General features: G+C 73.7%; 23 protein-coding genes. 8 read left to right on the plus strand and 15 right to left on the minus strand.

Translation table 11 applies throughout. The annotated features are described in order from the left end of the window. Positions 1 to 43 precede the first annotated feature (43 nt). Together ACGFZP_RS01890 and ACGFZP_RS01895 are read right to left on the minus strand one after the other, a co-directional pair. Positions 44 to 1,375: an FAD-dependent oxidoreductase gene (locus tag ACGFZP_RS01890; protein WP_392927577.1), complete on the minus strand. Its 1,332-nt coding sequence runs from the start codon at positions 1,373 to 1,375 to the stop codon at positions 44 to 46. Positions 1,376 to 1,701: 326 nt separating this feature from the next. Further along, on the minus strand, positions 1,702 to 2,607 hold the full coding sequence (locus tag ACGFZP_RS01895) for a TIGR01777 family oxidoreductase (RefSeq protein WP_392927579.1): 906 nt from the start codon (positions 2,605 to 2,607) through the stop codon (positions 1,702 to 1,704). Between the two features lie 54 nt (positions 2,608 to 2,661). Here ACGFZP_RS01895 and ACGFZP_RS01900 point away from each other — a divergent pair, with 54 nt between their 5' ends. Both ACGFZP_RS01900 and ACGFZP_RS01905 read left to right on the plus strand, forming a co-directional pair. Then, a complete protein-coding gene (locus tag ACGFZP_RS01900; RefSeq protein WP_392927581.1) occupies positions 2,662 to 3,168 on the plus strand; it encodes a GNAT family N-acetyltransferase in 507 nt (168 codons plus the stop codon). A gap of 123 nt (positions 3,169 to 3,291) precedes the next feature. Beyond that, positions 3,292 to 4,326 carry a DUF2510 domain-containing protein gene (locus ACGFZP_RS01905; RefSeq protein ID WP_392927582.1) on the plus strand — a complete coding sequence of 345 codons (1,035 nt, stop codon included), beginning with the start codon at positions 3,292 to 3,294 and terminating at the stop codon, positions 4,324 to 4,326. A 63-nt stretch (positions 4,327 to 4,389) separates the two neighbouring features. On the opposite strand, the gene ACGFZP_RS01910 is transcribed toward ACGFZP_RS01905, so the two are convergent. The 7 genes from ACGFZP_RS01910 to cobU form a co-directional block, all read right to left on the minus strand. Next, positions 4,390 to 4,905, minus strand: a complete 516-nt coding sequence (locus ACGFZP_RS01910; protein WP_392927583.1) for a DUF4240 domain-containing protein — start codon at positions 4,903 to 4,905, stop codon at positions 4,390 to 4,392. Positions 4,906 to 5,053: 148 nt separating this feature from the next. Further along, a complete protein-coding gene (sucB, locus tag ACGFZP_RS01915) occupies positions 5,054 to 6,823 on the minus strand; it encodes a 2-oxoglutarate dehydrogenase, E2 component, dihydrolipoamide succinyltransferase (RefSeq protein ID WP_392927585.1) in 1,770 nt (589 codons plus the stop codon). Positions 6,824 to 6,880: 57 nt separating this feature from the next. Beyond that, positions 6,881 to 8,269: a dihydrolipoyl dehydrogenase gene (gene lpdA / locus ACGFZP_RS01920; protein ID WP_392927587.1), complete on the minus strand. Its 1,389-nt coding sequence runs from the start codon at positions 8,267 to 8,269 to the stop codon at positions 6,881 to 6,883. Positions 8,270 to 8,667: 398 nt separating this feature from the next. Beyond that, positions 8,668 to 10,170 (minus strand): leucyl aminopeptidase, encoded by a 1,503-nt coding sequence (locus tag ACGFZP_RS01925; RefSeq protein WP_392927589.1) that lies wholly within the window; start codon positions 10,168 to 10,170, stop codon positions 8,668 to 8,670. Between the two features lie 310 nt (positions 10,171 to 10,480). Next, complete coding sequence (locus tag ACGFZP_RS01930) at positions 10,481 to 11,287, minus strand: adenosylcobinamide-GDP ribazoletransferase (RefSeq protein ID WP_392927590.1); 807 nt, start codon at positions 11,285 to 11,287, stop codon at positions 10,481 to 10,483. Between the two features lie 73 nt (positions 11,288 to 11,360). Further along, positions 11,361 to 12,473: a nicotinate-nucleotide--dimethylbenzimidazole phosphoribosyltransferase gene (cobT, locus tag ACGFZP_RS01935; protein WP_392927592.1), complete on the minus strand. Its 1,113-nt coding sequence runs from the start codon at positions 12,471 to 12,473 to the stop codon at positions 11,361 to 11,363. Positions 12,474 to 12,501: 28 nt separating this feature from the next. After that, entirely contained in the window at positions 12,502 to 13,074 is a 573-nt protein-coding gene (cobU, locus tag ACGFZP_RS01940; RefSeq protein ID WP_392927594.1) for a bifunctional adenosylcobinamide kinase/adenosylcobinamide-phosphate guanylyltransferase, read from the minus strand. A 139-nt stretch (positions 13,075 to 13,213) separates the two neighbouring features. Between cobU and ACGFZP_RS01945 the strand changes: the two genes are divergently transcribed. Further along, on the plus strand, positions 13,214 to 13,414 hold the full coding sequence (locus ACGFZP_RS01945; RefSeq protein ID WP_392927595.1) for a hypothetical protein: 201 nt from the start codon (positions 13,214 to 13,216) through the stop codon (positions 13,412 to 13,414). 38 nt (positions 13,415 to 13,452) lie between these two features. On the opposite strand, the gene ACGFZP_RS01950 is transcribed toward ACGFZP_RS01945, so the two are convergent. Then, on the minus strand, positions 13,453 to 14,193 hold the full coding sequence (locus ACGFZP_RS01950) for a class I SAM-dependent methyltransferase (protein WP_392928300.1): 741 nt from the start codon (positions 14,191 to 14,193) through the stop codon (positions 13,453 to 13,455). A gap of 170 nt (positions 14,194 to 14,363) precedes the next feature. Next, complete coding sequence (locus tag ACGFZP_RS01955) at positions 14,364 to 14,960, minus strand: DUF3043 domain-containing protein (RefSeq protein WP_392927597.1); 597 nt, start codon at positions 14,958 to 14,960, stop codon at positions 14,364 to 14,366. 300 nt (positions 14,961 to 15,260) lie between these two features. Between ACGFZP_RS01955 and ACGFZP_RS01960 the strand changes: the two genes are divergently transcribed. Beyond that, a complete protein-coding gene (locus tag ACGFZP_RS01960; protein WP_387940318.1) occupies positions 15,261 to 16,070 on the plus strand; it encodes a PspA/IM30 family protein in 810 nt (269 codons plus the stop codon). Positions 16,071 to 16,107: 37 nt separating this feature from the next. Then, positions 16,108 to 16,401, plus strand: a complete 294-nt coding sequence (locus tag ACGFZP_RS01965) for a hypothetical protein (protein WP_392927599.1) — start codon at positions 16,108 to 16,110, stop codon at positions 16,399 to 16,401. A gap of 75 nt (positions 16,402 to 16,476) precedes the next feature. Here ACGFZP_RS01965 and nadA read toward each other — a convergent pair whose 3' ends face one another. Next, positions 16,477 to 17,661, minus strand: coding sequence for a quinolinate synthase NadA (nadA, locus tag ACGFZP_RS01970; protein ID WP_392927601.1), 1,185 nt, complete (start codon positions 17,659 to 17,661; stop codon positions 16,477 to 16,479). 370 nt (positions 17,662 to 18,031) lie between these two features. Between nadA and ACGFZP_RS01975 the strand changes: the two genes are divergently transcribed. Together ACGFZP_RS01975 and ACGFZP_RS01980 are read left to right on the plus strand one after the other, a co-directional pair. Continuing rightward, positions 18,032 to 18,496, plus strand: coding sequence for an Lrp/AsnC family transcriptional regulator (locus ACGFZP_RS01975; protein WP_387940324.1), 465 nt, complete (start codon positions 18,032 to 18,034; stop codon positions 18,494 to 18,496). A gap of 201 nt (positions 18,497 to 18,697) precedes the next feature. Then, positions 18,698 to 20,065 (plus strand): pyridoxal phosphate-dependent decarboxylase family protein, encoded by a 1,368-nt coding sequence (locus tag ACGFZP_RS01980; RefSeq protein WP_392927603.1) that lies wholly within the window; start codon positions 18,698 to 18,700, stop codon positions 20,063 to 20,065. Between the two features lie 85 nt (positions 20,066 to 20,150). Here ACGFZP_RS01980 and ACGFZP_RS01985 read toward each other — a convergent pair whose 3' ends face one another. Further along, entirely contained in the window at positions 20,151 to 21,020 is an 870-nt protein-coding gene (locus ACGFZP_RS01985) for a GNAT family N-acetyltransferase (protein WP_392927604.1), read from the minus strand. A 245-nt stretch (positions 21,021 to 21,265) separates the two neighbouring features. Between ACGFZP_RS01985 and ACGFZP_RS01990 the strand changes: the two genes are divergently transcribed. After that, positions 21,266 to 21,619, plus strand: coding sequence for a HesB/IscA family protein (locus tag ACGFZP_RS01990; protein ID WP_392927606.1), 354 nt, complete (start codon positions 21,266 to 21,268; stop codon positions 21,617 to 21,619). 116 nt (positions 21,620 to 21,735) lie between these two features. Here ACGFZP_RS01990 and ACGFZP_RS01995 read toward each other — a convergent pair whose 3' ends face one another. Continuing rightward, complete coding sequence (locus ACGFZP_RS01995; protein ID WP_392927608.1) at positions 21,736 to 22,476, minus strand: hypothetical protein; 741 nt, start codon at positions 22,474 to 22,476, stop codon at positions 21,736 to 21,738. Positions 22,477 to 22,590: 114 nt separating this feature from the next. Beyond that, complete coding sequence (locus ACGFZP_RS02000; RefSeq protein WP_392927610.1) at positions 22,591 to 22,788, minus strand: hypothetical protein; 198 nt, start codon at positions 22,786 to 22,788, stop codon at positions 22,591 to 22,593. Positions 22,789 to 22,802: the final 14 nt, after the last annotated feature.

The following is a 22,802-nucleotide window of genomic DNA, read 5'->3' on the forward strand; positions in this document are numbered from 1 at the left end:
TGGCCCGCCGCACGCCGGGCCGCCGCACCCGGCCCGGCGTGCGTCACGCCGCCGCCTCCGCCTCCCGCGCGGTGGCCGGCAGCCCGAGGTCGCGCAGCACGGCCTGGGCCACCCGCCGCCCGGAGACCAGCGCACCCTGGACGCTGCTGGTGTCGCGGTGGTCCCCGCAGACGTACAGCCCGGCCAGCAGCCGCACCGGCCGGCGGTTGTTGTGCGGCGGCGGCATGACCGGCACCGCGTCCGGTACGTGCCGCACGCTCAGGAACTGCCAGCCCTCGGCGGACGTCCCGTACAGCTCGGTCAGCCGCCCGCGCACCGCCCCTTCGAGCGCGGCCGGCCCGCCCGCGTCGAAGGCTCGCCGACCGAGCACGGTGGTCGCGATCAGCGCCTGCCCGGCCGGGGCGTACGACGGGTGCAGCTCGCTGAGCACCAGCGAGTGCGAGACCAGCGGCGGGTTGCCGTGCGGCCGGTCGCCGTCCAGCAGCAGGACCGGCTCACCGATCGGGGAGCGGTCGGCCGCGTGGTAGAAGGTCGTGACGGGGTGGAAGTCCGGCAGCCGCAGTCCCGGCAGCAGGTCGGCGGCGGACCGCGCGTCGGTGGCGACCACCACGGCCTGCGCCCCGATCCGCCCGTGCCCGGCGGTCTCCACCCCGTCGGCGGCGATCGAGGTGACCCGCACTCCGGTGCGCACGGTGCCGGCGGGCAGGGCGGCGGCCAGCTGGGCCGGCACGGCCGCGATGCCCCCGGCGGGCAGACAGAGCCGTCCGCGTGCGTAGGAGCGCAGCACCAGGTCGGCGACCCTGCTGCTGGTGCCCAGGGCCGGGTCGCTGAGCAGGGCGGTGAGCAGTGGCCGCAGGAAGCCGTCCACGGTGCGCGGGGCGAGCCCGCGGTCGGTGAGCGCCCGGGCCGCGGTGGTCTCCGGCCGGGCCTGCAGCCGGGTGACCGGGGTGGCGGCCAGCCGGCTGAGCCAGCTGCCCAGCCTGGCCTTGTCCAGCGGGTTGCCCAGCGGGGCGCGGGCGGCGGCCTGCCGGGCGGCGGTCAGCTGCGGGTCCCCGGTCCGGTGCCGCCGGCCGCCGCTGTGCACCAGCACGCCGGGGGCGAGCGGACGCAGGTCCAGGCGGTCCAGGTCGAGCCTGCGGCGCAGCTCGGGGTAGGCGGTGTTCAGCAGGTGGCTGCCGTCGTCGAGCCGGAACCCGTCCAGCTCGCGGGTGGCCGTCCGGCCGCCGATCCGGTCCGTCGCCTCCAGGACCTGGACGACCAGGCCGTGGCCGGTGAGCGCGCGGGCGGCGGCCAGGCCCGCGAGTCCTGCGCCCACCACGATGACGTCCGGATCGGACTGTCGGCGGGTGCGGCGAGTGAAGTCGTACGTGGGCACTGGCGTGCTCCCTCCCTGGTCCCGGAGCTTCGGCCGACGCAGGCAGCGGGGTGCCGGGACACGGTCCGACGATGTGATGCCCAGTCAGTAGGAACGTCAGACAGGACCATCGGCCCGTATCCGGGCGGGGGAGGGGTTCGGCGGCGCCGGGTGGCGGCACGGTCACGGACTGTGCGCCCGGGGGCCGGGTTCGGGGGCCGACGGGCGCGCACGGTCACCAGGGGCGTGCAGCGCGCCCGCCGTGTGCTCCCGTGCGCCCCCTCCCGGAGCCCCGCCCCGACCCCGCCGGGCATATGCCCTTGGCCAGGGCGAACGTCGTACGGGGGCTACAGCGCGGCGCGCACCACCGCGTCGACGTCCGGGTGCTCGAAGCGGAAGCCGGCCTCCAACAGCCGCCGGGGTACCACCCGGTGGCTGCCGACGACCTCGACCGCCAGCTCGCCCAGGACCGTCTTCAGGACGGCCTCCGGCACCGGGAACGGCGTCGGGCGCTTCAGCGCCCGGCCCAGTGCCGCCGTCAGGTCGGCGTTGGTGGCCGGCTCCGGCGCGGTCAGGTTGAACCCGCCGGAGAGGTCCTCCCGGTCGAGCAGGAAGCGCAGGGCGGCGACCTCGTCGGCCAGTGAGATCAGGCTCCAGTACTGCCGGCCGTCCCCGAGCCGCCCGCCCAGCCCGAGCCGGAACAGCGGGAAAAGCCGCCCGCCGGCCCCGCCCGCGGTGGAGAGCACCATTCCGGTGCGCGGGTGGACCACCCGGACACCGGCCCGCTCGGCCGGTCGGGCGGCGGCCTCCCACTCGACGCAGACCTCGGCCAGGAAGTCGTCCCCGGCGGGGGAGTCCTCGTCGATCACCCGGTCGCCGGTCTGCCCGTACAGGCCGACGGCGGAGGCGCTGAGCAGCACCCGGGGCGGCTTCGGCAGCCCGGCCACCGCGACGGCCAGCGTCTCGGTGCCGAGCACCCGGCTCTCCCGGATCTCCCGCTTGTAGGCGTCCGTCCAGCGGCGGTCCCCGACGCCGGCGCCCGCCAGGTGCACCACCGCCTCGACCCCCGCCAGCCCCTCCCGGTCGACCTGCCCCAGCTGTGGGTTCCAGCCGATCGCCGTCGAGCCGTCGGCCTGTGGCCCGGTCCGGGAGCGGTGCCGGACCAGCCGCACCACCTCGTGGCCGTCCGCGAGCAGCGAGCGGACGAGGGCCGAGCCGATCAATCCCGTGGAACCTGTGATCGCGATGCGCATGCGGCCATCCTCGCAGCTGGAATTCGGGATGCGGCGGGGGCGCGGCTGACTAGCATGACGCGCATGCACGACGAAGATCTGATGATCCGACCCGCACGGTTCGAGGACGAGAAGGCGCTCGCCGAGCTCAACCGGGCCGCCTGGTCCTGGCTGAGCGATGTCGCCCCGCAGCCGGCCGAGGACGCCGGCGTGTTCGACGAGCGCCACTCCCCGGACCAGTTCCTGCTGGCCCTGCTCGGCGGCCGGGTCGTCGGCTACGTCCGGGTGGTGCCCCCGACCCCGCTGGCCAGCAACCGGCACGTGCGCCAGATCCAGGGTCTGGCGGTCGACTCCGCCGCGCGCGGCCGGGGCGTCGGCCGGGCCCTGGTCGGGGCCGCCTGCGCGACGGCCGAGGCCGAGGGGGCCCGGCGGATCACCCTGCGGGTGCTCGGGCACAACGCCCCGGCCCGCCGGCTCTACGAGAGCTGCGGTTTCATCGTCGAGGGCTCGCTCTCCGAGGAGTTCCTGCTCGACGGCCGGTACGTGGACGACATCTGGATGGCCCGCTCGCTGACCGGCTGAACCCGCCCTGCGCACCGCCGGCCGAGAGCTACTGACGAGTCGTCAGATCGGTTGCGCGGGTGGTGCAGAGTCGTAACACATCCACCCTGTCTGGACCGCCTCCGGGCCGGGTACGGTACGGCAGTGAGCAACTCGACGCCTCCCGGGTGGTACCCGGTACCGGGTGCGGACGGCACGGCCGGCCATGAGCGCTGGTGGGACGGCAACGCCTGGACGAGCGACGTGCGCCCCGTCCAGGCGGGCGGCGCCCAGCTCGCCGACGCCCCGACCCAGGCCTGGCAGCCGCCGGCGCAGCCGGCCCCCGCCCAACCGCCCGCGTACGGCTACGGCGCCCCGAACCAGGGGCAGCCGGGCTACGGCTATCCGGCCCAGGGCCAGGCCGGCTACGGCTACCCGCAGTCCGGCGGCTATCCGCCCCCGCCGTCCGGCCGGATGAAGCCCGGGGTGGCCGTCGGCATCGGGCTCGCGGTGCTGGCCGTGGTCGGCATCGTGGCCGCGGTCGCCCTCACCAGCGGCGGCGGGACCCCGAAGGCCGACCCGACCCCGACCGTCACGGTCACCACCACGGGCACCCCGAGCCCGAGCCCCAGCCCGACCCGCCGCACGCCCAGCCCGACGCCGACGCCCACGCCGACCGAGCGCACCGCGCCGCCGCCGGTCCTCAAGGACACCGTCGCCGACAAGCAGCACAGCATCACCGTGCCGATCTACGAGGGCTGGGACGCCCAGAGCGACACCACGCACTCGACCGTCTTCCTGGGCAGCGGCCGCTACGCCTGCCCGGGCGGCGGCTCGTGCATCCGCGGCCAGTTCTCGATCGAGAAGGACACCATCCAGGGCGCCAGCGCCAGGGCCGCCGCCGAGGCCGCGATGCCGACCTACGCCGCGGCGATCTTCACCGGGATCACCTCGCACACCGACGCGGGCTCCTCGAACACCACCGTGGCGGGCATCTCCGGCTACGCCGTCCGCTGGCACGTCAAGACCTCGGACGGCACCCAGGGGTACATCCTGATGGTGGCCGTGCCGGCCAAGGGCGGCGGCTTCGTCGCCTTCGAGGGCGGCGTGGACGACGACCCGAACGCGCCCGACGCGACGGTGCTGGACCAGATCATCAAGGGCATCAAGCAGGACAGCAGCTCCGGCTCCGGCACCTGACCGACCGGGCGGGCCGTCCCCGGGGACGCGCTGGGACGGCCCGGGACGGCCCCGCTACGGGGACTAGTCCCCGTAGCGCTCCCAGAGCTTGGGGAACCGTTTCGCCATGGCGTCCGGGTCGTCGAAGTCCAGTGCGGCGCCGGACGGCCGCGCGGGCTGCCGCTCGCCCACGTCGGGCAGCGGCAGCCCGGTCAGCTGCTCGTACGCCTCGTCGGCCGCGTAGCCGAGGTCCTCGGCCTCGCCGTCCTCCTCCTCGTCGAACTCGGGTAGCAGGTCCGCCAGGTCGTCCGGCTCGTACAGCCCGCCCTCGAAGACCTCCCGGCCCTGGCCGATCAGCCAGCAGCGGAAGTAGTCGAAGGTGTCCTCGGAGGCGCCGTCCAGCAGCAGGTATGCCGCACCCCACAGGTCGGTGCGGTAGGCACGCTGGAACCGGGCCTCGAAGAGCCGGGCGAAGTCGACGACGTCGTCCGGGGTCAGCTGGACGAGCCGCTCCACCAGCCGCTCCGCCTGCTCGTCGGGGTCGCCTTCGGCGGCTTCCCGGGTCTCGTCGATGATCTGCCAGAAGTCGGTCTCGTCCATCACCGCTCAAGCATCCCTGTTCGCCCGCGCCCGCGCATGCGTAGCGGCCGCGAAACGCCCGGTCGGCCGGTGAAAATACGGTGTCCGCGACAACACGGAACCCCGCGCCGTCCGGGGACGACGCGGGGTTCCGTGGGGCGATCGGACCTTACAGGCCGAGCTCGACCTCGAACTCGCCGGCCTCGAGGATCTCCTTGACGGCCACCAGGAAGCGGGCGGCGTCGGCGCCGTCCACCAGGCGGTGGTCGTAGGAGAGCGACAGGTAGGTCATGTCGCGGATGCCGATGGCGGTGCCGCCGTCGGCCTCGATGACCACCGGGCGCTTGACGGTCGCGCCGATGCCCAGGATGGCGACCTGGTTCGGCGGCACGATGACGGTGTCGAACAGCGCACCGCGCGAGCCGGTGTTGCTGATGGTGAAGGTCGCGCCGGACAGCTCGTCCGGGGTGATCTTGTTGCCGCGGACCTTGCCGGCCAGCTCCGCGGTCTTCTTCGAGATGCCGGCGATGTTGAGGTCGCCCGCACCCTTGATGACCGGGGTCATCAGGCCCTTCTCGGAGTCCACCGCGATACCGATGTTCTCGGTGTCGAAGTAGGAGATGGTGCCCTCGGCCTCGTTGATCCGGGCGTTGATGACCGGGTGGGCCTTCAGCGCCTGGGCGGCGGCCTTGACGAAGAACGGCATCGGGGACAGCTTGACGCCCTCACGGGCGGCGAAGGCGTCCTTGGCGCGGCCGCGCAGCGACATGATCTTGGTGACGTCCACCTCGACCACGCTGGTCAGCTGAGCCTGCTCGTGCAGGGCCTTCAGCATGTTGTCGCCGATGGCCTTGCGGATGCGGGTCATCTTGACCGTCTGGCCACGCAGCGGGGACGGCGCGGCGGCGGCCTTCGGCGCGGCGGCCGGGGCGGCGGCGACGGGCGCCGGGGCGGCCTTCGCGGCCTCGGCGGCGGCCAGGACGTCCTGCTTGCGGATGCGGCCGCCGACACCGGTGCCGGTGACGGAGGCCAGGGCGACACCCTGCTCGGAGGCGAGCTTGCGCACCAGCGGGGTGACGTAGCCGTCACCGCTGTCGGCCGCCGGGGCGACCGGAGCGGCAGCCGGGGCGACCGGCGCCGGGGCGGCGACCGGGGCGGCCGGGGCCACGGGGGCCGGGGCGGCCGGGGCAGCCGGGGCGACCGGAGCCGGAGCGGCCACGGGGGCGGCCGGGGCCACGGGGGCCGGGGCGGCGACCGGGGCGACCGGAGCCGGAGCGGCAACCGGAGCGGCCGGGGCGGCAGCCGGGGCAGCGGCGACGGCACCCGCAGCGCCGATCAGCGCGAGCTGGGCGCCGACCTCGGCGGTCTCGTCCTCGCCGACCAGGATCTTCACCACGACGCCGGCGACCGGCGACGGGATCTCGGTGTCGACCTTGTCGGTGGAGACCTCGAGCAGCGGCTCGTCGACCTCGACGGTCTCGCCCTCGGCCTTCAGCCAACGGGTGACGGTGCCCTCGGTGACGGACTCGCCCAGCGCGGGCAGCACGACCGGGGTGGCGTCGCCGGCCGGGGCGGCGGCCGGAGCGGCGGCAGGGGCGGCCTCGGCGACCGGGGCGGGGGCGGCGGGCGCCTCCACGACCGGGGCCGGGGCGGCCGGAGCGGCCTCGGCGACCGGAGCGGCGGCCGCGACCGGGGCGCCGGAGCCGTCGTCGATGATCGCGAGCTCGGCGCCGACCTCGACGGTCTCGTCCTCGGCGACCTTGATCGAGGCAAGGATGCCCGAGGCCGGGGCCGGGATCTCGGTGTCGACCTTGTCGGTGGAGACCTCGAGCAGCGGCTCGTCGACCTCCACACGCTCACCCTCGGCCTTCAGCCAACGGGTGACGGTGCCCTCGGAAACGCTCTCGCCCAGCGCGGGCAGTGTTACTGAGACCGCCATGGTTTCAGCGACTCCTATCAAGTCTTGCGTACTGGAATGGGGGGTGTTGCGGCGTGATCAGTCGTGCGCGTGCAGCGGCTTGCCGGCCAGCGCCAGGTGCGCCTCGCCCAGGGCCTCGGACTGGGTCGGGTGAGCGTGGATGAGCTGCGCGACCTCGGCCGGCAGAGCCTCCCAGTTGTAGATCAGCTGAGCTTCGCCGACCTGCTCGCCCATGCGGGCACCGACCATGTGGACGCCGACCACGGCGCCGTCCTTGACCTGGACGAGCTTGATCTCGCCGGCGGTCTTCAGGATCTTGCTCTTGCCGTTGCCGGCCAGGTTGTACTTGAGGGTGACGACCTTGTCCTTGCCGTACAGCTCGACGGCCTTCGCCTCGGAGATGCCGACGGAGGCGACCTCGGGGTTGGAGTAGGTCACGCGCGGGACGCCGTCGTAGTCGATCGGCACGGCCTTCAGGCCGGCCAGGCGCTCGGCGACGAGGATGCCCTCGGCGAAGCCGACGTGGGCCAGCTGCAGGGTCGGGACGAGGTCGCCGACGGCGGAGATGGTGGGCACGTTGGTGCGCATGTACTCGTCGACGAGGACGTAGCCGCGGTCCATCGCGACGCCGTTCTCCTCGTAGCCCAGGCCGGCCGAGACCGGGCCGCGGCCGATGGCGACGAGCAGCAGGTCGGCGTCGATCTGCTTGCCGTTCTCGGTGGAGACGCGCACACCGGTCTCGGTGTACTCCACGCCCGAGAAGCGGGCCTTCAGCTCGAACTTGATGCCGCGCTTGCGGAAGGCGCGCTCCAGCAGCTTGGAGGAGTTCTCGTCCTCCAGCGGGACGAGGTGCGGCAGCGCCTCGACGATGGTGACCTCGACGCCGAAGGACTTCCAGACCGAGGCGAACTCGACACCGATCACACCGCCGCCGAGGATGACGGCGGACTTCGGGATGCGGTCGAGCTTGAGGGCGTGGTCGGAGGAGATCACGCGGTCGCCGTCGATGTTCAGGCCCGGCAGCGACTTCGGCACGGAGCCGGTGGCCAGGATGATGTGCCGGCCCTCGACGCGCTGGCCGTTGACATCCACCGAGGTCTGCGAGGACAGCCGGCCCTCGCCCTGGATGAAGGTGACCTTGCGGGAGGCCACCAGGCCCTGCAGGCCCTTGTACAGGCCGGCGATCACGTCGTCCTTGTACTTGTGGACGCCGTTGATGTCGATGCCCTGGAAGGTGGCCAGCACGCCGAACTCGGCGGCCTCCTTCGTCTCGTCCGCGATCTCGGCGGCGTGCAGCAGCGCCTTGGTCGGGATGCAGCCGCGGTGCAGGCAGGTGCCGCCCAGCTCACCCTTCTCGACCAGGGCGACACTCAGGCCCAGCTGAGCGGCGCGGAGCGCCGCGGCGTAACCGCCGCTTCCGCCTCCGAGAATGACTACGTCGAAAACGGTGCTGGCGTCGTTCGCCACGTCACGTCCTCCATGCAATGGGGTGGGTCGCCGGGCCGGTCGCGGTCCGGTGGGTCGGAAGCCTTTGTGGGGCGCCCAGTCGTGCCGGAAATACATCTTCGCACTTGTTCGTGGCGGCTGATGTCCGGGTCCACCCCTGGGGCGTCCCGAAGGGTGGTCACGGGGGTGGCAGCACCCCCGACGGAAGGGCATCGTCGCAGCTCAAAGCGGGGTTGACAGCAAGCGGCGCGGGGGTTTCACCGGGTGGCGGACCGGCGGGTTCCGCACTGCGGAACAAAGTTTCGCCCGCAGCGAACAGGGGTGTGTTTCCCGCCGGGCCCCTACTCGCAGGTAACCCGGGGTGGGACGCCGACGGGGTCCGGCGCGAGTGCGCCGGACCCCGTCCACGGAAGCCTCGGTCAGGCCTTGGTGCCCGCCGCGGTCCGCTCCGCGAAGCGGACCAGGGTGCGCACCGCGCTCGCGGTGCCGCCCTTGGGGGTGTAGCCGAACGGCGCGCCCTCGTGGAAGGCCGGGCCCGCGATGTCCAGGTGGGCCCAGTCGATGCCCTCGGCCACGAACTCCTTCAGGAACAGACCGGCCACCAGGCCGCCGCCCATCCGCTCGCCCATGTTGGCCAGGTCGGCGATGGTCGTCTCGGTCATGCCCTTGCGCAGCTCGGCCGGCAGCGGCATCGGCCAGGACTGCTCGCCCGCCTCGCCCGCCAGGGTGTGCAGGGTCTCGCGCAGCTCGTCGTTGTTGGCCATCACGCCGAAGGTGCGGCTGCCCAGCGCCAGCAGCATCGCGCCGGTCAGGGTCGCCACGTCGACGATGACGTCCGGGTTCTCCTCGCCGGCCCGGACGATCGCGTCGGCCAGCACCAGGCGGCCCTCGGCGTCGGTGTTCAGCACCTCGACGGTCTTGCCGCCGTACATCCGCAGCACGTCACCCGGGCGGGTGGCGGAGCCGGACGGCATGTTCTCGGCCAGCGCCAGCCATGCGGTGACGTTGACGGCCAGGCCCAGGCGCTTGGCGGAGACCACGGCGGCGAAGACGGCGGCGGCGCCGGCCATGTCGCACTTCATGGTCTCGTTGTGGCCGGCCGGCTTCAGCGAGATGCCGCCCGAGTCGTAGGTGATGCCCTTGCCGACGAACGCCAGGGTCGCCTTGGCCTTCGGGTGGGTGTACGCCACCTTCACCAGCCGCGGCGGGTTCGCCGAGCCGTTGCCGACGCCCAGCAGGCCGCCGAAGCCGCCCTTGAGCAGCGCCTTCTCGTCCAGCACCTCGACCTTGAGGCCGTGCTCCTTGCCGGCGGCCTGGGCGATCGCGGCGAAGCTCTTGGGGTTCAGGTCGTTCGGGGCGGTGTTCACCAGGTCGCGGGCCCGGTTCATCTCCTCGCCGACGACCGCGGCGCGCTCGACGGCGGCCTTGGCGTCCTTGCTGCCCTTGCGGGCGGCCAGCAGGACCAGCTCGCCGACCGGCTCCTTGCCGCCGCCGTTCTTGTAGGTGCCGAAGGAGTAGGCGCCGAGCAGGGCGCCCAGCGCGATCGCCTCGGTCTCCTCGGCGTCCTCGGCCGGCAGCGCCAGCGCGACCTTCTTCGAACCGGCCAGGGCGCGGGCGGCGACACCGGCGGCGCGGCGCAGCGTCTCCAGGTCGTAACCGTCCTCGGCGGCCTCGCCGAGGCCGACCGCGAGCACGAGCGCGGCCTTCAGGCCGGCGGGGGAGGGCACCTTGACGGCCTCGCCCTCGGCGCCGGTCGCGCCCAGGGTGGTGAGGACCTCGGCCAGCTTGCCCTCGAACGCCTCGCTCACGGCCTCGGCACCGGGCGCCAGCACGATGCCCTTGGCGCCCTTCGCCACGCCGATCACCAGGGCGTCCGCGCGCAGCGAGGCGGCGGAGGAGGTGCTCACAGACAATGCAGTCACGTAATGCGTCCTGTTCTTTCGCGGTCCACGGCCGGTCGCGGCTCGGCTGCCGCACCGGCGCAGCCCGTGCGGCCGACGCGGTGGCCGCCCCGCCACCGGACGCCGGGCCCGGGGCCCCTGGCGCGTGCGCCGCCGGTCGGGCGGTCGCACACACCAGAGGCCCCGGCTCCTCAGCGCGCGGAGGCCGGGCAGGACCTGCGACGGTGCAGGGCTGCGGTGCTCCACGCATGGTAGTCCGCATGCTGGGATCACGCGCCGCCCGGTCTCCCGCCGTCGGATACGGCACTTCGGGGGCGCTGCGGGCCTGTGGTCAGCCCAGCAGTGCGAGCGCCAGCAGCGAGCCGGCCGCCGCGGTCTCGGCCAGCGCCCCGAGGACGTCCCCGGTGATCCCGTCGAACCGCCGTACACAGCGCCGCAGCAGCAGCCAGGCGCAGCCGAGGCCGACCGCAACTGCCGCCGGGAGCCGCAGGACTGACCATCCGTCGGAAATGCCGAGGGCGGCCAGGGCGAGCGCCGCGCCGACCGAGGAGGCCAGTGCCGCGGCGGGCGGGACGGTGCCCGCCACCATCGCGCCGAGGCCGCCAGGCCGGGCGGCCGGCACCGATCGGCGGCATCCCCAGGTGAGCGCGCAGCGGGCGGCGACGGCCGAGGTGAGCACCGCGAGGGCGCCGCGCGTGAGGGAGGCGTCGAACTGTCCGGCCAGGGCGGCGATCTGGGCCAGCAGTACCAGGAGGAGGGTCAGGACGCCGAACGGTCCGATGTCGGACTGCTTCATGATGCGCAGCGCGTCCTCGGCGGGCCTGCCGCTGCCCAGGCCGTCGGCGACATCGGCGAGGCCGTCCAGGTGCAGGCCCCGGGTCAGGGCGGCGAGTGCCCCGACCGCCGCCACCGCGCCGAGCAGGCCGCCCGCGCGCCAGGCCGCCAGCGCTCCTACGCCCGCGGCCAGGGCGCCGAGGACCAGTCCGACCACCGGTGCGGCCACCATCGCCCGCGCCGCCGCCGACCGGTCCCAGCGCTCGACCCGTACCCGCAGCACGGACAGCGTCCCGAAGGCGAACCGCAGCCCGTCGCCCCAGCCGGCGGGCGCCCGTGCCTCCTCGCCGCCGTGCATGCTCATCGCTCCTTCGTCGGGGTCGGGTCGCCGCCCGCCCCCGACGGGAGCGCCGGTCAGGGCCCCGAGCCGTTCGGGCTCAGACCCGGCTCAGCAGCTCCGCCGCCGAGGGCAGCTTCGGCTGCTCCTTCGGCGCCGCGGGGATGAACGGTGCGGGCGAGTGCTCGGCCAGGCTGTCCGCCGCGGCCTGGAGCAGCGGCAGCGCCATCAGCGCGCCGACGCCCTCGCCCATGGTGATCTCCTGCTCCTGCATCGGGGTCAGGGTCAGCCGGTCGTAGGCCTTGGCCTGGGCCGGTTCGCCGCTGGACTGCCCGGCGCGCCACCACTCGGGCGCCCGGAACGCGATCCGCTGCGCGACCAGCGCGCAGGCCGAGGAGACCACGCCGTCCAGCACCACCGGCAGCTTGCGCACGGCGGCCTGCAGCAGGAAGCCGGTGATCGCCGCGAAGTCGGCGCCGCCGGTGGCGCCCAGCAGCGCCAGCTGGTCGCCGAGCACGGGCCGGGCCCGCCGCAGCGAGTCCCGGATGGTCGCGCACTTGACCATCCACACGTTGTCGTCGATGCCCGAGCCGCGCCCGGTCACCGCGGCGGCGTCCGTTCCGCAGAGCGCGCCGACCAGGACCGCGGCCACCGTGGTCGAGCCGACCCCGAGGTCGCCCAGCACCACCAGGTCCGTCCCGGCGTCGGCCTCCTCGTCGGCGACCGCCATGCCGGCCCGGAACGCCTTGGCCGTCTCCTCGGGCGTCAGCGCGTCCTCGACGTCGATCCGCCCGGAGCCGCGCCGCACCCGGTGCGCGACCACGTCGTCGGGGAAGTCCGACGGGTCCGCGTCCACCGCGATGTCGACCACCCGCACCTCGGCGCCGAAGCGCCGGGCCAGCAGGGCGACCGGCGCGGTGCCGTCCAGGACCGCCCGGACCCGGGCGGCCGTGCCGCCCTGGGGCAGCCGGGACACCCCGAGGGCCGCCACCCCGTGGTCGGCGGCGAACAGCAGCACCTTGGGCGCCGACAGCGGCCGTACCGGGGAGCGCCCCTGTACGGACGACAGCCAGCTGCCCAGCTCCTCCAGCCGGCCGAGCCCGCCGCGCGGCCGCTCCAGCGCCTGCCAGCGCTCCTCGGCGGCCCGCCGGGCGCTCTCGTCGGGGCGCTCGACGAGCGAGGAGAACGTATCGAGATCCACGGTCGTGTCCATCGGTCGGAAGGCTACACGTCGCCGGTGTTCAGCCAGCGGCGGGCTTGACTTGCAGAACCTGCCCCGCCACCACCAGCAGCACACGCTCCGAGGCGTCCGCCACCGCCATGTTCAGCCGGCCCAGGGTGTCGCGGAAGCGGCGGCCCGAGGCGGTCGCCGGGACGACACCCATCCCGACCTCGTTGCTGACCGCGACGAGCCGCCGTCCGCTCGCCCCCCAGGCCAGGGCCAGCGCCTCGCAGCGGGCCTGCACCGCGGCCTCGCCGCCGTCCGCCCACACCCGGTCGTCCCAGGCGCCGCACTCGTCCATCACCGCGGTCAGCCACAGCGCCAGACAGTCGATCAGCACCGGTGCCCGGTCGGCGGAGTCCGCCAGGACCGCCTCCAGGTCGCAGGTCTCGGCGGTGCGCCAGCTCGCCGGTCGCCGCTCCCGGTGCAGCGCGACCCGCTGGGCCCACTCGCCGTCGCCGTCCCGGGTGCCGCCGGTGGCCACGTACAGCACGTCCGGGTGCCCGGCGAGCAGCTGCTCGGCCCTGGTGGACTTGCCGGAGCGCGCGCCGCCGAGGAACAGCGTGCGGGAGGGTGCGAGGTCGGGTGCCATGGGTTCATCCTGCCAAGGGGGCGCCCTGCGGGTGGGGCCGGGCCCGCGCTGCCGGGCCCCGCGAGGCATAGGGAAGATCCCACCGGGCAGGCTAAGGTGCGCAGCAACACAGGCACGTCGTCGGCGGGAGGAACCGGGCATGGTCTGGACGTGGCGGTACGAGAAGACGGACGGCACCGTGGTGGCCCCGAGCGGGCCGCAGGAGGAGTTCGCCGGCCAGGGGGACGCCGAGACCTGGATCGGGGAGAGCTGGAAGCAGCTGGTCGAGGACGGCGTGGACACCGCCGTACTGCTCGACGACGACCGGGAGATCTACTCGATGAGCCTGCACGAGGGCTGAGCGGCCCCCGGGCCCCCGGCCGGTCGGGCCGGTCGGCGCTACTTGGCGCCGAAGACGTGCAGCAGCGCGGCGACCTGCCGGTAGGGGTCGGTGCGCCCGGCCTTGTCCTCGGCCTCCAGCAGCTGGGCCAGCTGGCGCCCGTCCACCGGCGGCGCCGCGTCGTCGGGCGCGTTGTCGGTGAAGACCCGCACGCCGTACCAGTGCCGCAGCGGCACCGAGACCTCGGAGAGCGTGACGGCGAGGTCGGCGAGCCGGTCGGCGCGGGCGGCCAGGCCGAGCCGGTTGTAGTAGCGGTCGCTCTCGAAGGCGTGCAGGGCGGCCCGCCAGTCCCCGGTGGCGGCGGGCCGCAGGGCCAGCGCGTCGCGGTTGCGGACCAGCAGTGAGAGCAGTCCGCCGGGCGCGAGCAGCCGGGCCAGCGAGGCGATCATCGGGTCCGGGTCGGGCAGGTACATCAGGACGCCGTGGCAGAGCACCACGTCGAAGCTGCGCGGTCCGAACCAGCGCCCGCACTGGTGGCCGTCGCCGCTGAGCAGCTGCATCCGGCCGCGGACCTCGGGCGGCTCCTCGGCGAGCGCGCCCTGGGCGACGCCGAGGGCGACCGGGTCGGAGTCGATGCCGGTTACGAAGTGGCCGGCCCGGGCCAGGCGCAGCGCCTGGGTGCCCTGGCCGCAGCCGATGTCGAGGACGCGCTGGGCGCTGCGGCCGACCAGCTGCTCGGCGAGCTGCCGGGCGACCAGCTCCTGCCGGACGAGGTTGCGCAGGCCCCCGAGCCGCTCCAGCCACGGCCCGGTGCCGCCGGCGAAGGAGCCGCTGCGCGAGGGCAGCCGGTCATGGGACTGGCGTTCCTGGGCGAGGCGGTCGTGGCCGCCCCCGCCCTGACCGGGCAGTGCATACAGGCCGGGCCCCTCCCAGGACGGTGGGGCCCAGCCGGAGTCCACCGGTTCGGCGGTCAGGGCTTCTCCCCGCGCCGCACCTGCGGCTTGGGCAGCCGCAGCCTGCGCATCTGCAGGATGCGCATCAGGCCGTACGCGACCGCGCCGCGGGTGTTCTGGCCCGCGAACCGCTCGCCGAGCTGCTTGCGCAGACCGAAGCCGAGGCGGACGAAGTCCAGCACCACGAGGACGAAGAACAGCAGGAACAGCACGGTGGAGAGCAGCTGGAGGGCCGGCACCTTGACGATGCTGAGCACCAGGATGACCACCGCGGCGGGCAGGAAGAACTCGGCGAGCGACCAGCGGGCGTCGACGAAGTCCCGGGTGAACTTGCGCACCGGGCCCTTGTCGCGGGCCGGCAGGTGCCGCTCGTCGCCCTCCAGCAGCGCGGTGCGCTGCTTCTCGCGCTCGACGCGCATCCGGTCACGGGCCTGGCGGGAGGCCTCCTTGCGGTCCTTGGGCACGGTCACCCGGGTGCGCCGGTGGGCCTCGGCCTCACTGCGCTTGGGCGTGGGTCGGCCCTTCTTCGCCTGCGGGTCGCGCGGCTGGGTCTCGTCCTGCTTCTCCAGCACGGCGGCGGAGGCGGCGGCATCATCTGAACGGCGTCGGAACACACCACCAGCGTACGGGGTGCCGGGCGGCTTCTTCCGGTGCCCTTGGACCCAAACGCATATCGATCGTCGTCGACCCCGCCGGTCGGAGGGTTTCCGGCGCTCTTCCCGTAGGGGATCACTCCGCCGGACGCATCGGGGAATGAGGGGCGGATCCACCCCGGGGATGAGGCACCGGCGGGGTCGCTGTAGCAGTCTTGTTGCAGGCAGGTGCACTGCGGCGACGGGCTCGCTGCACATACACTCGTCGTGTCTGGTAACGAGATAGAGACCGCAGGCCGGAGAAGGGGGCACCCGAGGCCCATGAGCGACGGAATCATGAAGCGTATGGGGCTGATCTTCCGCTCCAAGGCGAACAAAGCCTTGGATCGGGCGGAGGATCCGCGTGAAACGCTCGACTACTCGTACCAGAAGCAGCTCGAACTGCTGCAGAAGGTGCGACGCGGCGTCGCGGACGTAGCCACCTCGCGCAAGCGCCTGGAACTCCAGCTGACCCAGCTCCAGCAGCAGTCCGCGAAGTACGAGGACCAGGGCCGCAAGGCGCTGTCCCTCGGCCGTGAGGACCTCGCGCGCGAGGCGCTGACCCGCAAGGCCAGCATGCAGTCCCAGATCACCGATCTGGAGACGCAGTACCAGCAGCTCCAGGCCGAGGAGGAGAAGCTCACGCTCGCCTCCCAGCGCCTGCAGGCCAAGGTGGACGCCTTCCGCACCAAGAAGGAGACCATCAAGGCCACCTACACCGCCGCCCAGGCGCAGACCAGGATCGCGGAGTCCTTCTCCGGGATCTCGGAGGAGATGGGCGACGTCGGCCTGGCGATCCAGCGGGCCGAGGACAAGACCGCCCAGATGCAGGCCCGTGCGGGCGCGATCGACGAGCTGCTGGCCTCCGGTGCGCTCGACGACGCCAGCGGGCTCGGCCGCAAGGACGACATCGAGGCGGAGCTGGAGCGGGTGGCCGGCGGCTCGGACGTCGAGCTGGAGCTGGCCCGGATGAAGGCGGAGCTGACCGGTGGCTCGCCGGCCGCCGGCCCGCAGGCCATCGAGCAGGGCAAGCAGCAGCAGCACGACGCGCCGCCGCAGCAGACCCCGCCCACCATCAACTACAACAAGTGATCTGAGCTTCACCCCACGAACCAGGGAGACGCACGGCATGATCATGAGGGTCATGGGTGAGGGGCAGTTCCAGGTCGGCGACGCCCACCTGAACCGGCTCAACGAGCTCGACGAGGAGCTGCTCACCGCACTGGAGTCGGGGGACGAGGAACACTTCCACCGAGCGCTCGGCGAGCTGCTGGGCGCGGTGAAGGAGTTCGGAACCCCGCTGCCGGACGACTCGCTGGAGCCGTCCGACCTGATCCTTCCGGATGCCGATGCGACGATCGACGAGGTCCGGCAGCTGCTGCGGGCCGAGGGTGACGGCCTGATCCCCGGCATTCCCGAATAGCCGCCGTCTCGCGCCAGACGCAAGGGCGGGCCCCCTCCACCACGGAGGGGGCCCGCCCTTCGGCGTACGGCACGGCTACGGCAGGGCGAGCATCCGGTCCAGCGCCGCCTTGGCGTACTTCTCGGTCTCCGGGTCGACGGTGATCACGTTCGGCACCCGGCCCTCGACCAGCGACTCCAGCGCCCAGACCAGGTGCGGCAGGTCGATCCGGTTCATGGTGGAGCAGAAGCAGACCGCGCGGTCCAGGAAGACGACCTCCTTGTCCGGGTGGGCCTTGGCCAGCCGGCGGACCAGGTTGAGCTCGGTGCCGATGGCCCACTTGGAGCCGGGCTCGGCCGCGTCCAGGGCCTTGATGATGTACTCGGTCGAGCCCACCATGTCGGCCGCCGCGACGACCTCGTGCCGGCACTCCGGGTGCACCAGCACGGTGACGCCCGGGATGCGCTCGCGGACGTCGTTCACCGAGTCCAGCGAGAACCGGCCGTGCACCGAGCAGTGCCCGCGCCAGAGGATCATCTTGGCGTTGCGCAGCTGCTCGACGGTCAGGCCGCCGTTCGGCTTGTGCGGGTTGTAGAGCACGCAGTCGTCCAGCGAGAGGCCCATCTCGCGCACGGCGGTGTTGCGGCCCAGGTGCTGGTCGGGCAGGAAGAGCACCTTCTGGCCCTGCTCGAAGGCCCACTCCAGCGCCCGCTCGGCGTTGGAGGAGGTGCATATGGTGCCGCCGTGCCGGCCGGTGAAGGCCTTGATGTCGGCGGAGGAGTTCATGTACGAGACCGGGACGGTCACGTCGGCTATGCCGGCGTCGGTGAGCACGTCCCAGCACTCGGCGACCTGCTCGGCGGTGGCCATGTCGGCCATCGAACAGCCGGCCGCGAGGTCCGGCAGGACGACCTGCTGGGCGTCGGTGGTGAGGATGTCCGCCGACTCGGCCATGAAGTGCACGCCGCAGAAGACGATGTACTCGGCCTCCGGGCGGGCGGCCGCGTCCCGGGCGAGCTTGAAGGAGTCGCCGGTGACGTCGGCGAACTCGATCACCTCGTCGCGCTGGTAGTGGTGGCCGAGGATGAATACCCGGTCACCGAGCGCGGCCTTGGCCGCGCGGGCGCGCTCGACGAGGTCGGGGTCGGAGGCGGCCGGGAGGTCGCCCGGGCACTCGACGCCGCGCTCGCTGTTCGGGTCGGCCTCACGGCCGAGCAGCAGCAGAGCGAGCGGCGTCGGTGTGGGGTCGACGCCGTAGGTCTCGGTGATGGTGGTGGTCACGGGCGGGTGCCCTTCTGTGCGGCCGATCAGTCGGTGCAGGCCTTCTCGTCTATCTGACGCTATCTATGATAACCGGTTAGCGTCAGACTGACGATGGCCATCCTGTCGATGTGACGAGAACCGCTTGCCGGTTCGGCCCGTCCGGCGCCGCCGCAGGCGCGCTACGGGGCGTCCGGCGTGGTCGAATCGGTATCCGGGCCCGATGGCGTTGGCTGTGGAGAGTGGATGTCCGGCTAGCCGACCGCGCGAGGACCACCGGCCGTCATCTGCCAGCGGTGAACTCGGTCCTGTCATCCGCCAGAATGGTGCCGAACCGTTTCGGCGGCCGCCGCCCCCGCCGATCCCGTACGACCAGTGGAGCCCCGCACCGATGAGCAGCAGCCGAGCGCACGAGGTGGGCGGGGCAGCCCTGGACGACACCGACCGGCTGCTGCTCGCCCGGCTGGGCAGTGACGGGCGCGCCTCGTACGCCGAGATCGGGCTCCAGGTGAACCTCTCGGCCACCGCCGTCCGCCGCCGGATCGACCGGCTGCGGGCACGCGGCATCGTCCGCGGCTTCACCGTCGTCCTCGACCCGTCCGTGCTCGGCTGGCAGACCGAGGCCTTCGTCGAGGTCTACTGCCGCGAGCGCACCGCCCCCGAGGAGATCCTCGCCAGCCTGCGCCAGTTCCCCGAGGTGGTCGCCGCCTGGACGGTCACCGGCGACCCGGACGCCCTGGTGCACCTGCGGGCGCCCGACATGCGGCACCTGGAGGCCGTCATCGAGCGCATCCGCAAGGAGCCCGGCGTGCAGCGCAGCCGCTCCTCCGTGGTGCTCTCCCAGCTCATCGGCTGACCTCGTCCGGGCCCTTCGCAGGGCTGCGCAGGAATCCTGCGCGCGGCCCCCCGAAGACGCCCGAAACCTGCCTGACCAGCCGCGTTCCGACGCGCGGGGAAGGCCCACCGCTGCCTAGGCTGATCTCGTCCGGAGCGCGCCGCGAATCCCTCACACGCCACCGGGCCGCCCCCCGACACCCCACAGCCGAGAGGGACACCCGTGTCCGCAGCCCCCGACCGCATGCACCGGCCCGACAACGAGCTGGTCGACCTGGTATTCGACTACATGCGGGAGCGGCTGCAGTACGACCCCGTCCCGCTCGACCACCCCGGCGACGGCGAGCACCTGCGCGCCCAGCTGGCCGGACTGCTCAACCCGCACGGCAACAGCCCGGCCGACGTGCTCAAGCTCTACGACCACGAGCTGTCCCGCGCGGTGATCTCCGCCGACAGCCCGCGCTACCTGTCCTTCATCCCGTGCGCCCCCACCAAGGCCGCGCTGCTCTTCGACATGGTCGTCTCCTGCGCCTCCCTGCAGGGCATCTCCTGGCTGGAGGCGGCCGGCGCGATCGCCGCCGAGAACCAGGTGCTGCGCCTGATAGCGGACCGCGCGGGAATGCCCGAGACGGCCGGCGGCACCTTCGTCTCCGGCGGCTCGGCGGGCAACCTCTCCGCCCTGGTGGTCGCCCGCGACACCGCCCGCCGCAGGCTCGGCGTCGGCCCGGAGGCCCGGCTGCGGATCGCCGTCGCCGACCAGGTGCACTCCTCGGTCAAGAACACCTTCAACATCATCGGCGTGGAGGCCTTCAAGGTCCCGACCGTCGACCGCCGCTTCACCGGCGAGGCGCTGCGCGCCGCCCTGGCCGCCGACCCGAACCCGGAGACCGTCATCGCGGTCGTCGGCACCGCCGGCACCACCAACGAGGGCATCGTCGACGACCTCCAGGGCCTCTCCGAGGTCGCCCGCGAGCGCGACCTCTGGTTCCACGTGGACGGCGCCTACGGCGGCGCCGGCCTGTTCGCCCCGTCCGTGCGCGAGCGCTACAACGGCATCGAGCACGCCGACTCCTTCGTGGTCGACCCGCACAAGTGGCTGTTCGCCCCGTTCGACTGCGCCGCGCTGCTCTACCGCAACCCGCAGCTCGCCCGCGCCGTGCACACCCAGGACGCCTCCTACCTGGACGTCCTGCACACCGAGGGCGACGAGTGGAACCCCACCGACTACGCCTACCACCTGACCCGGCGCGCCCGCGGCCTGCCGCTCTGGTTCTCGCTCGCCGTGCACGGCACCGAGGCGTACACCGACGCCATCGAGACCGGCCTCACGCTGGCCCGGGACACCGCCCAGCTGATCCGCGACAGCGAGCACCTGGAGCTGCTGTTCGATCCGCAGCTGTCCGCGGTCTGCTTCCGCCGCACCGGCTGGACCGGCGAGGACTACTACCGCTGGTCGCAGCAGCTGCTCGCGGACCAGATCGGCTTCGTCACCCCGACCGGCTGGGACGGCGAGACGGTCGCCCGCTTCGCCTTCCTGCACCCGGGCACCACGATGGAGATGGTCCGGGAGATCCTGGACACCATGGTCTGACCGGGAGCCCCCTGCGGGCTCCGCGCACACCCCCGCCGGGCCCGCCCGGCGGGGGTGCCGCCGTCCGTCCAGGGCCGGACAACGCCTAGCACAGCGCGCCGTCCGGCAGGTACGGCGCCGGCGGCCGCATCCCGCGCAGCCCGAGGTAGCCCCGGGTCTGCGGGGTGAGGCCCAGCTCCAGGCCCACGTCCAGCGCCCACTCCTGTTCGGCGGTCAGGTGCTCCACCCGCGCCTCCACCCCGGCCGGCACCCGGGCCAGCGCCTCGCGCAGCAGCCGGGCCGCGATCCGCTTCGAGGTCGCGGCCAGCAGCCGCACCTCGCCGCCGTCCCGGTAGCAGTAGCCGCTGCCGGCCAGCGCGTCGGCGACCAGCAGCTCCTCGCAGTGGGCCAGCATCAGCTCGTGGTCCGGGCCGTGCGCGGCGCCGCGCAGCCGTCGGTCCACCGAGTCCAGCAGGTGCCGGTGGGCGCGGTTGCCGGGGTGCACCGGGATGTCCCCGGGGTCGAGCAGCCCGGAGCGGTCCACCTGCCCGCTCAGCCGCATCGCCGGGTACAGGGTGAACCCGGCCAGCCGGTGGCGGCGGGCCGCCGCAGGGGACGTCGAGCCGCACAGCATCCCGCGCAGACAGCCCCGCCCGTACGCGGCGGCCCGCTCCAGTAGCAGCCGCCCCACCCCCTTGCCCTGGACCTCGGGCCGCACCGCGAACAGCGCCAGGACCCACAGGCCCTCGCGGCGCAGCGACAGCACCGTGCCGACCGGCTCGCCGTCGCGCTCCGCCAGCCAGCAGCCCTGCGGGTCGGTGCCCACCAGGTGTCTCGTCCGGGCCAGCTGGTAGACCGGCGGCGCGTCCGCGGACGCGCCGCCGGGCGGATCCGCGAGCGGGGCCAGCGCGGCGCGGGCGATGGACTGGACGGCCTCCGCGTCGGCGGCGGTGTCCTGGACCTGGCGCAGGAGCATGCCGTCCATCCTGGCCGTCCGGGCCCCCGCGCGGGGCCGGTTCGCCCGGATCCGGAGCTCGGGCGGTGACCGTGCCCCGCCGGTTGTGCGAGCATGGGGAGCGTAGGGGAGCGGGTGGTACACCCGGCCCACGAGAAATTCCGCCGCCGAAGTCGTGCGAAACACACCCGCCGTCCGGGAAATGAATCCGGGCGGTCGTTGGTTGGCACTGGCGGCAGACCGTCGTCAAGACCGGGAGAAAGCAGATGACCGTCCAGGACGAGACCACCGTCGAGAGTGGCATCCTCCTTACCGATGCCGCCGCGGCCAAGGTCAAGGGCCTGCTGGAGCAGGAGGGCCGCGAGGACCTCGCGCTGCGCGTCGCCGTCCAGCCCGGTGGCTGCTCCGGCCTGCGTTACCAGCTGTTCTTCGACGAGCGTTCGCTCGACGGCGACGTGATCAAGGACTTCGGTGGTGTCAAGGTCGTCACCGACCGGATGAGCGCCCCGTACCTCGGCGGTGCCACCGTCGACTTCGTCGACACCATCGAGAAGCAGGGCTTCACGATCGACAACCCGAACGCCACGGGCTCCTGCGCCTGCGGCGACTCGTTCAGCTAGGCAGCCGACCAGCCTGGCGGCCGAGAGGCTGAAGGGCTGAGCGGTACGACGGAGGCGGCCCTGGGTGATCCCGGGGCCGCCTCCGTCGTTTCCGTCGTACCGTCGCGCGTCCGCCGCTACTGCGGCCCGCCGGCGACCTCGGGACCGACCGGGTCCGGGCCGATCCGCGGGTCGGCCTCCAGCGGGACGGGCTGGCCGGTCGACAGGTCGGTCACCGCCCGGCCCATCAGCGGCTGCTTCAGATCGGCGCTCACCGTCTGCCGCTTCGCGATCTCGTTGCAGGCCTGCCCGGCCGGGATCGGCGCCGCGATCACCACCCGGATGTCCACCCGGCCCGGGTGGGACTCGTCCGCCTTCAGCGCGTACTTCTCGCAGATCCCGCCGTAGAACCAGACCGTCAGCCTGCTGCCGTCCGCCCGGTAGGTGATCGCCGGATGGGTCGACGGCCCGTTCGGCGCCGGCTCGCCGACCGCGATGCCGTTGCCCGGGGGCGTGGGCGCCGGAGTCGGCGACTGGGGCGGCGTCGGTGGCACGGTCGCCGGTGAGGGGCTGGCCGGCCGCGGATCGGGGGTGGGCGCCGAGGGATCGGCCGGCGGGGTCGACACCGGCGGGGAGCCGGGGTCGGGCGTCGTGGCCGGTGCCGGGGCCGACGCCGAGCCCGAAGCAGAGGGCGTGGCGGCGGCGGACGCGGTCGCGCTCGCGGCGGCCGAGTCCGAGGCGGACTTGCCGTCCCCGTCACACCCGGCCACCGCGGTGACCGCGGCCAGCACCAGGGCGGCCAGTGCCGCCGCCCGCCGTCCGCGGGGCCGGCCGGCCTGCGGACGACCGGTACGCCGGGGCATCGTCTCCAGATCCATCTGAACATCCTCCCGAGGGTTCAGCGGCACCGCCTTCACGGCCGCACCGCGGGGATGTGACGTGCCCCGGACCATTCCGGTTCCCGCCGCGCCCCCGGACCCCCGGATCACGCCCTACAGCCCGTATTCGGCCATTCCCGCGACCACCCGCTGGGCCCCCGAGGACACCCGGAAACCGGGGCCGGCGGGCGCACTGGGCTCCGGCCCGGTCGCCAGCAGCGGCCAGAACCGCCGCAGCTGCCGGGAGGAGTCCACCAGCGCGTCGAGCGTCTCGCCGTCCGCGTCACCCCGCAGAGCTGCGGGAACACGCATCGGGTGCTGACTGG

Origin of the sequence: Kitasatospora sp. NPDC048239 (genome assembly GCF_043202015.1) — a bacterium.
Lineage (GTDB): Bacteria > Actinomycetota > Actinomycetes > Streptomycetales > Streptomycetaceae > Kitasatospora.

What these genes read in the sequence shown, in the direction of transcription:
- ACGFZP_RS01975 (WP_387940324.1), top strand. Translation starts at nt 18,032, where the DNA reads ATGAGCAGCAGCCGAGCGCACGAGGTGGGCGGGGCAGCCCTGGACGAC.
- sucB (WP_392927585.1), bottom strand. Translation starts at nt 6,823, where the DNA reads ATGGCGGTCTCAGTAACACTGCCCGCGCTGGGCGAGAGCGTTTCCGAG.
- ACGFZP_RS01965 (WP_392927599.1), top strand. Translation starts at nt 16,108, where the DNA reads ATGATCATGAGGGTCATGGGTGAGGGGCAGTTCCAGGTCGGCGACGCC.
- cobT (WP_392927592.1), bottom strand. Translation starts at nt 12,473, where the DNA reads ATGGACACGACCGTGGATCTCGATACGTTCTCCTCGCTCGTCGAGCGC.
- ACGFZP_RS01985 (WP_392927604.1), bottom strand. Translation starts at nt 21,020, where the DNA reads ATGCTCCTGCGCCAGGTCCAGGACACCGCCGCCGACGCGGAGGCCGTC.
- ACGFZP_RS01945 (WP_392927595.1), top strand. Translation starts at nt 13,214, where the DNA reads ATGGTCTGGACGTGGCGGTACGAGAAGACGGACGGCACCGTGGTGGCC.
- ACGFZP_RS01930 (WP_392927590.1), bottom strand. Translation starts at nt 11,287, where the DNA reads ATGAGCATGCACGGCGGCGAGGAGGCACGGGCGCCCGCCGGCTGGGGC.
- ACGFZP_RS02000 (WP_392927610.1), bottom strand. Translation starts at nt 22,788, where the DNA reads ATGCGTGTTCCCGCAGCTCTGCGGGGTGACGCGGACGGCGAGACGCTC.
- ACGFZP_RS01910 (WP_392927583.1), bottom strand. Translation starts at nt 4,905, where the DNA reads ATGGACGAGACCGACTTCTGGCAGATCATCGACGAGACCCGGGAAGCC.
- ACGFZP_RS01900 (WP_392927581.1), top strand. Translation starts at nt 2,662, where the DNA reads ATGACGCGCATGCACGACGAAGATCTGATGATCCGACCCGCACGGTTC.
- ACGFZP_RS01960 (WP_387940318.1), top strand. Translation starts at nt 15,261, where the DNA reads ATGAGCGACGGAATCATGAAGCGTATGGGGCTGATCTTCCGCTCCAAG.
- ACGFZP_RS01990 (WP_392927606.1), top strand. Translation starts at nt 21,266, where the DNA reads ATGACCGTCCAGGACGAGACCACCGTCGAGAGTGGCATCCTCCTTACC.
- ACGFZP_RS01995 (WP_392927608.1), bottom strand. Translation starts at nt 22,476, where the DNA reads ATGGATCTGGAGACGATGCCCCGGCGTACCGGTCGTCCGCAGGCCGGC.
- cobU (WP_392927594.1), bottom strand. Translation starts at nt 13,074, where the DNA reads ATGGCACCCGACCTCGCACCCTCCCGCACGCTGTTCCTCGGCGGCGCG.
- ACGFZP_RS01895 (WP_392927579.1), bottom strand. Translation starts at nt 2,607, where the DNA reads ATGCGCATCGCGATCACAGGTTCCACGGGATTGATCGGCTCGGCCCTC.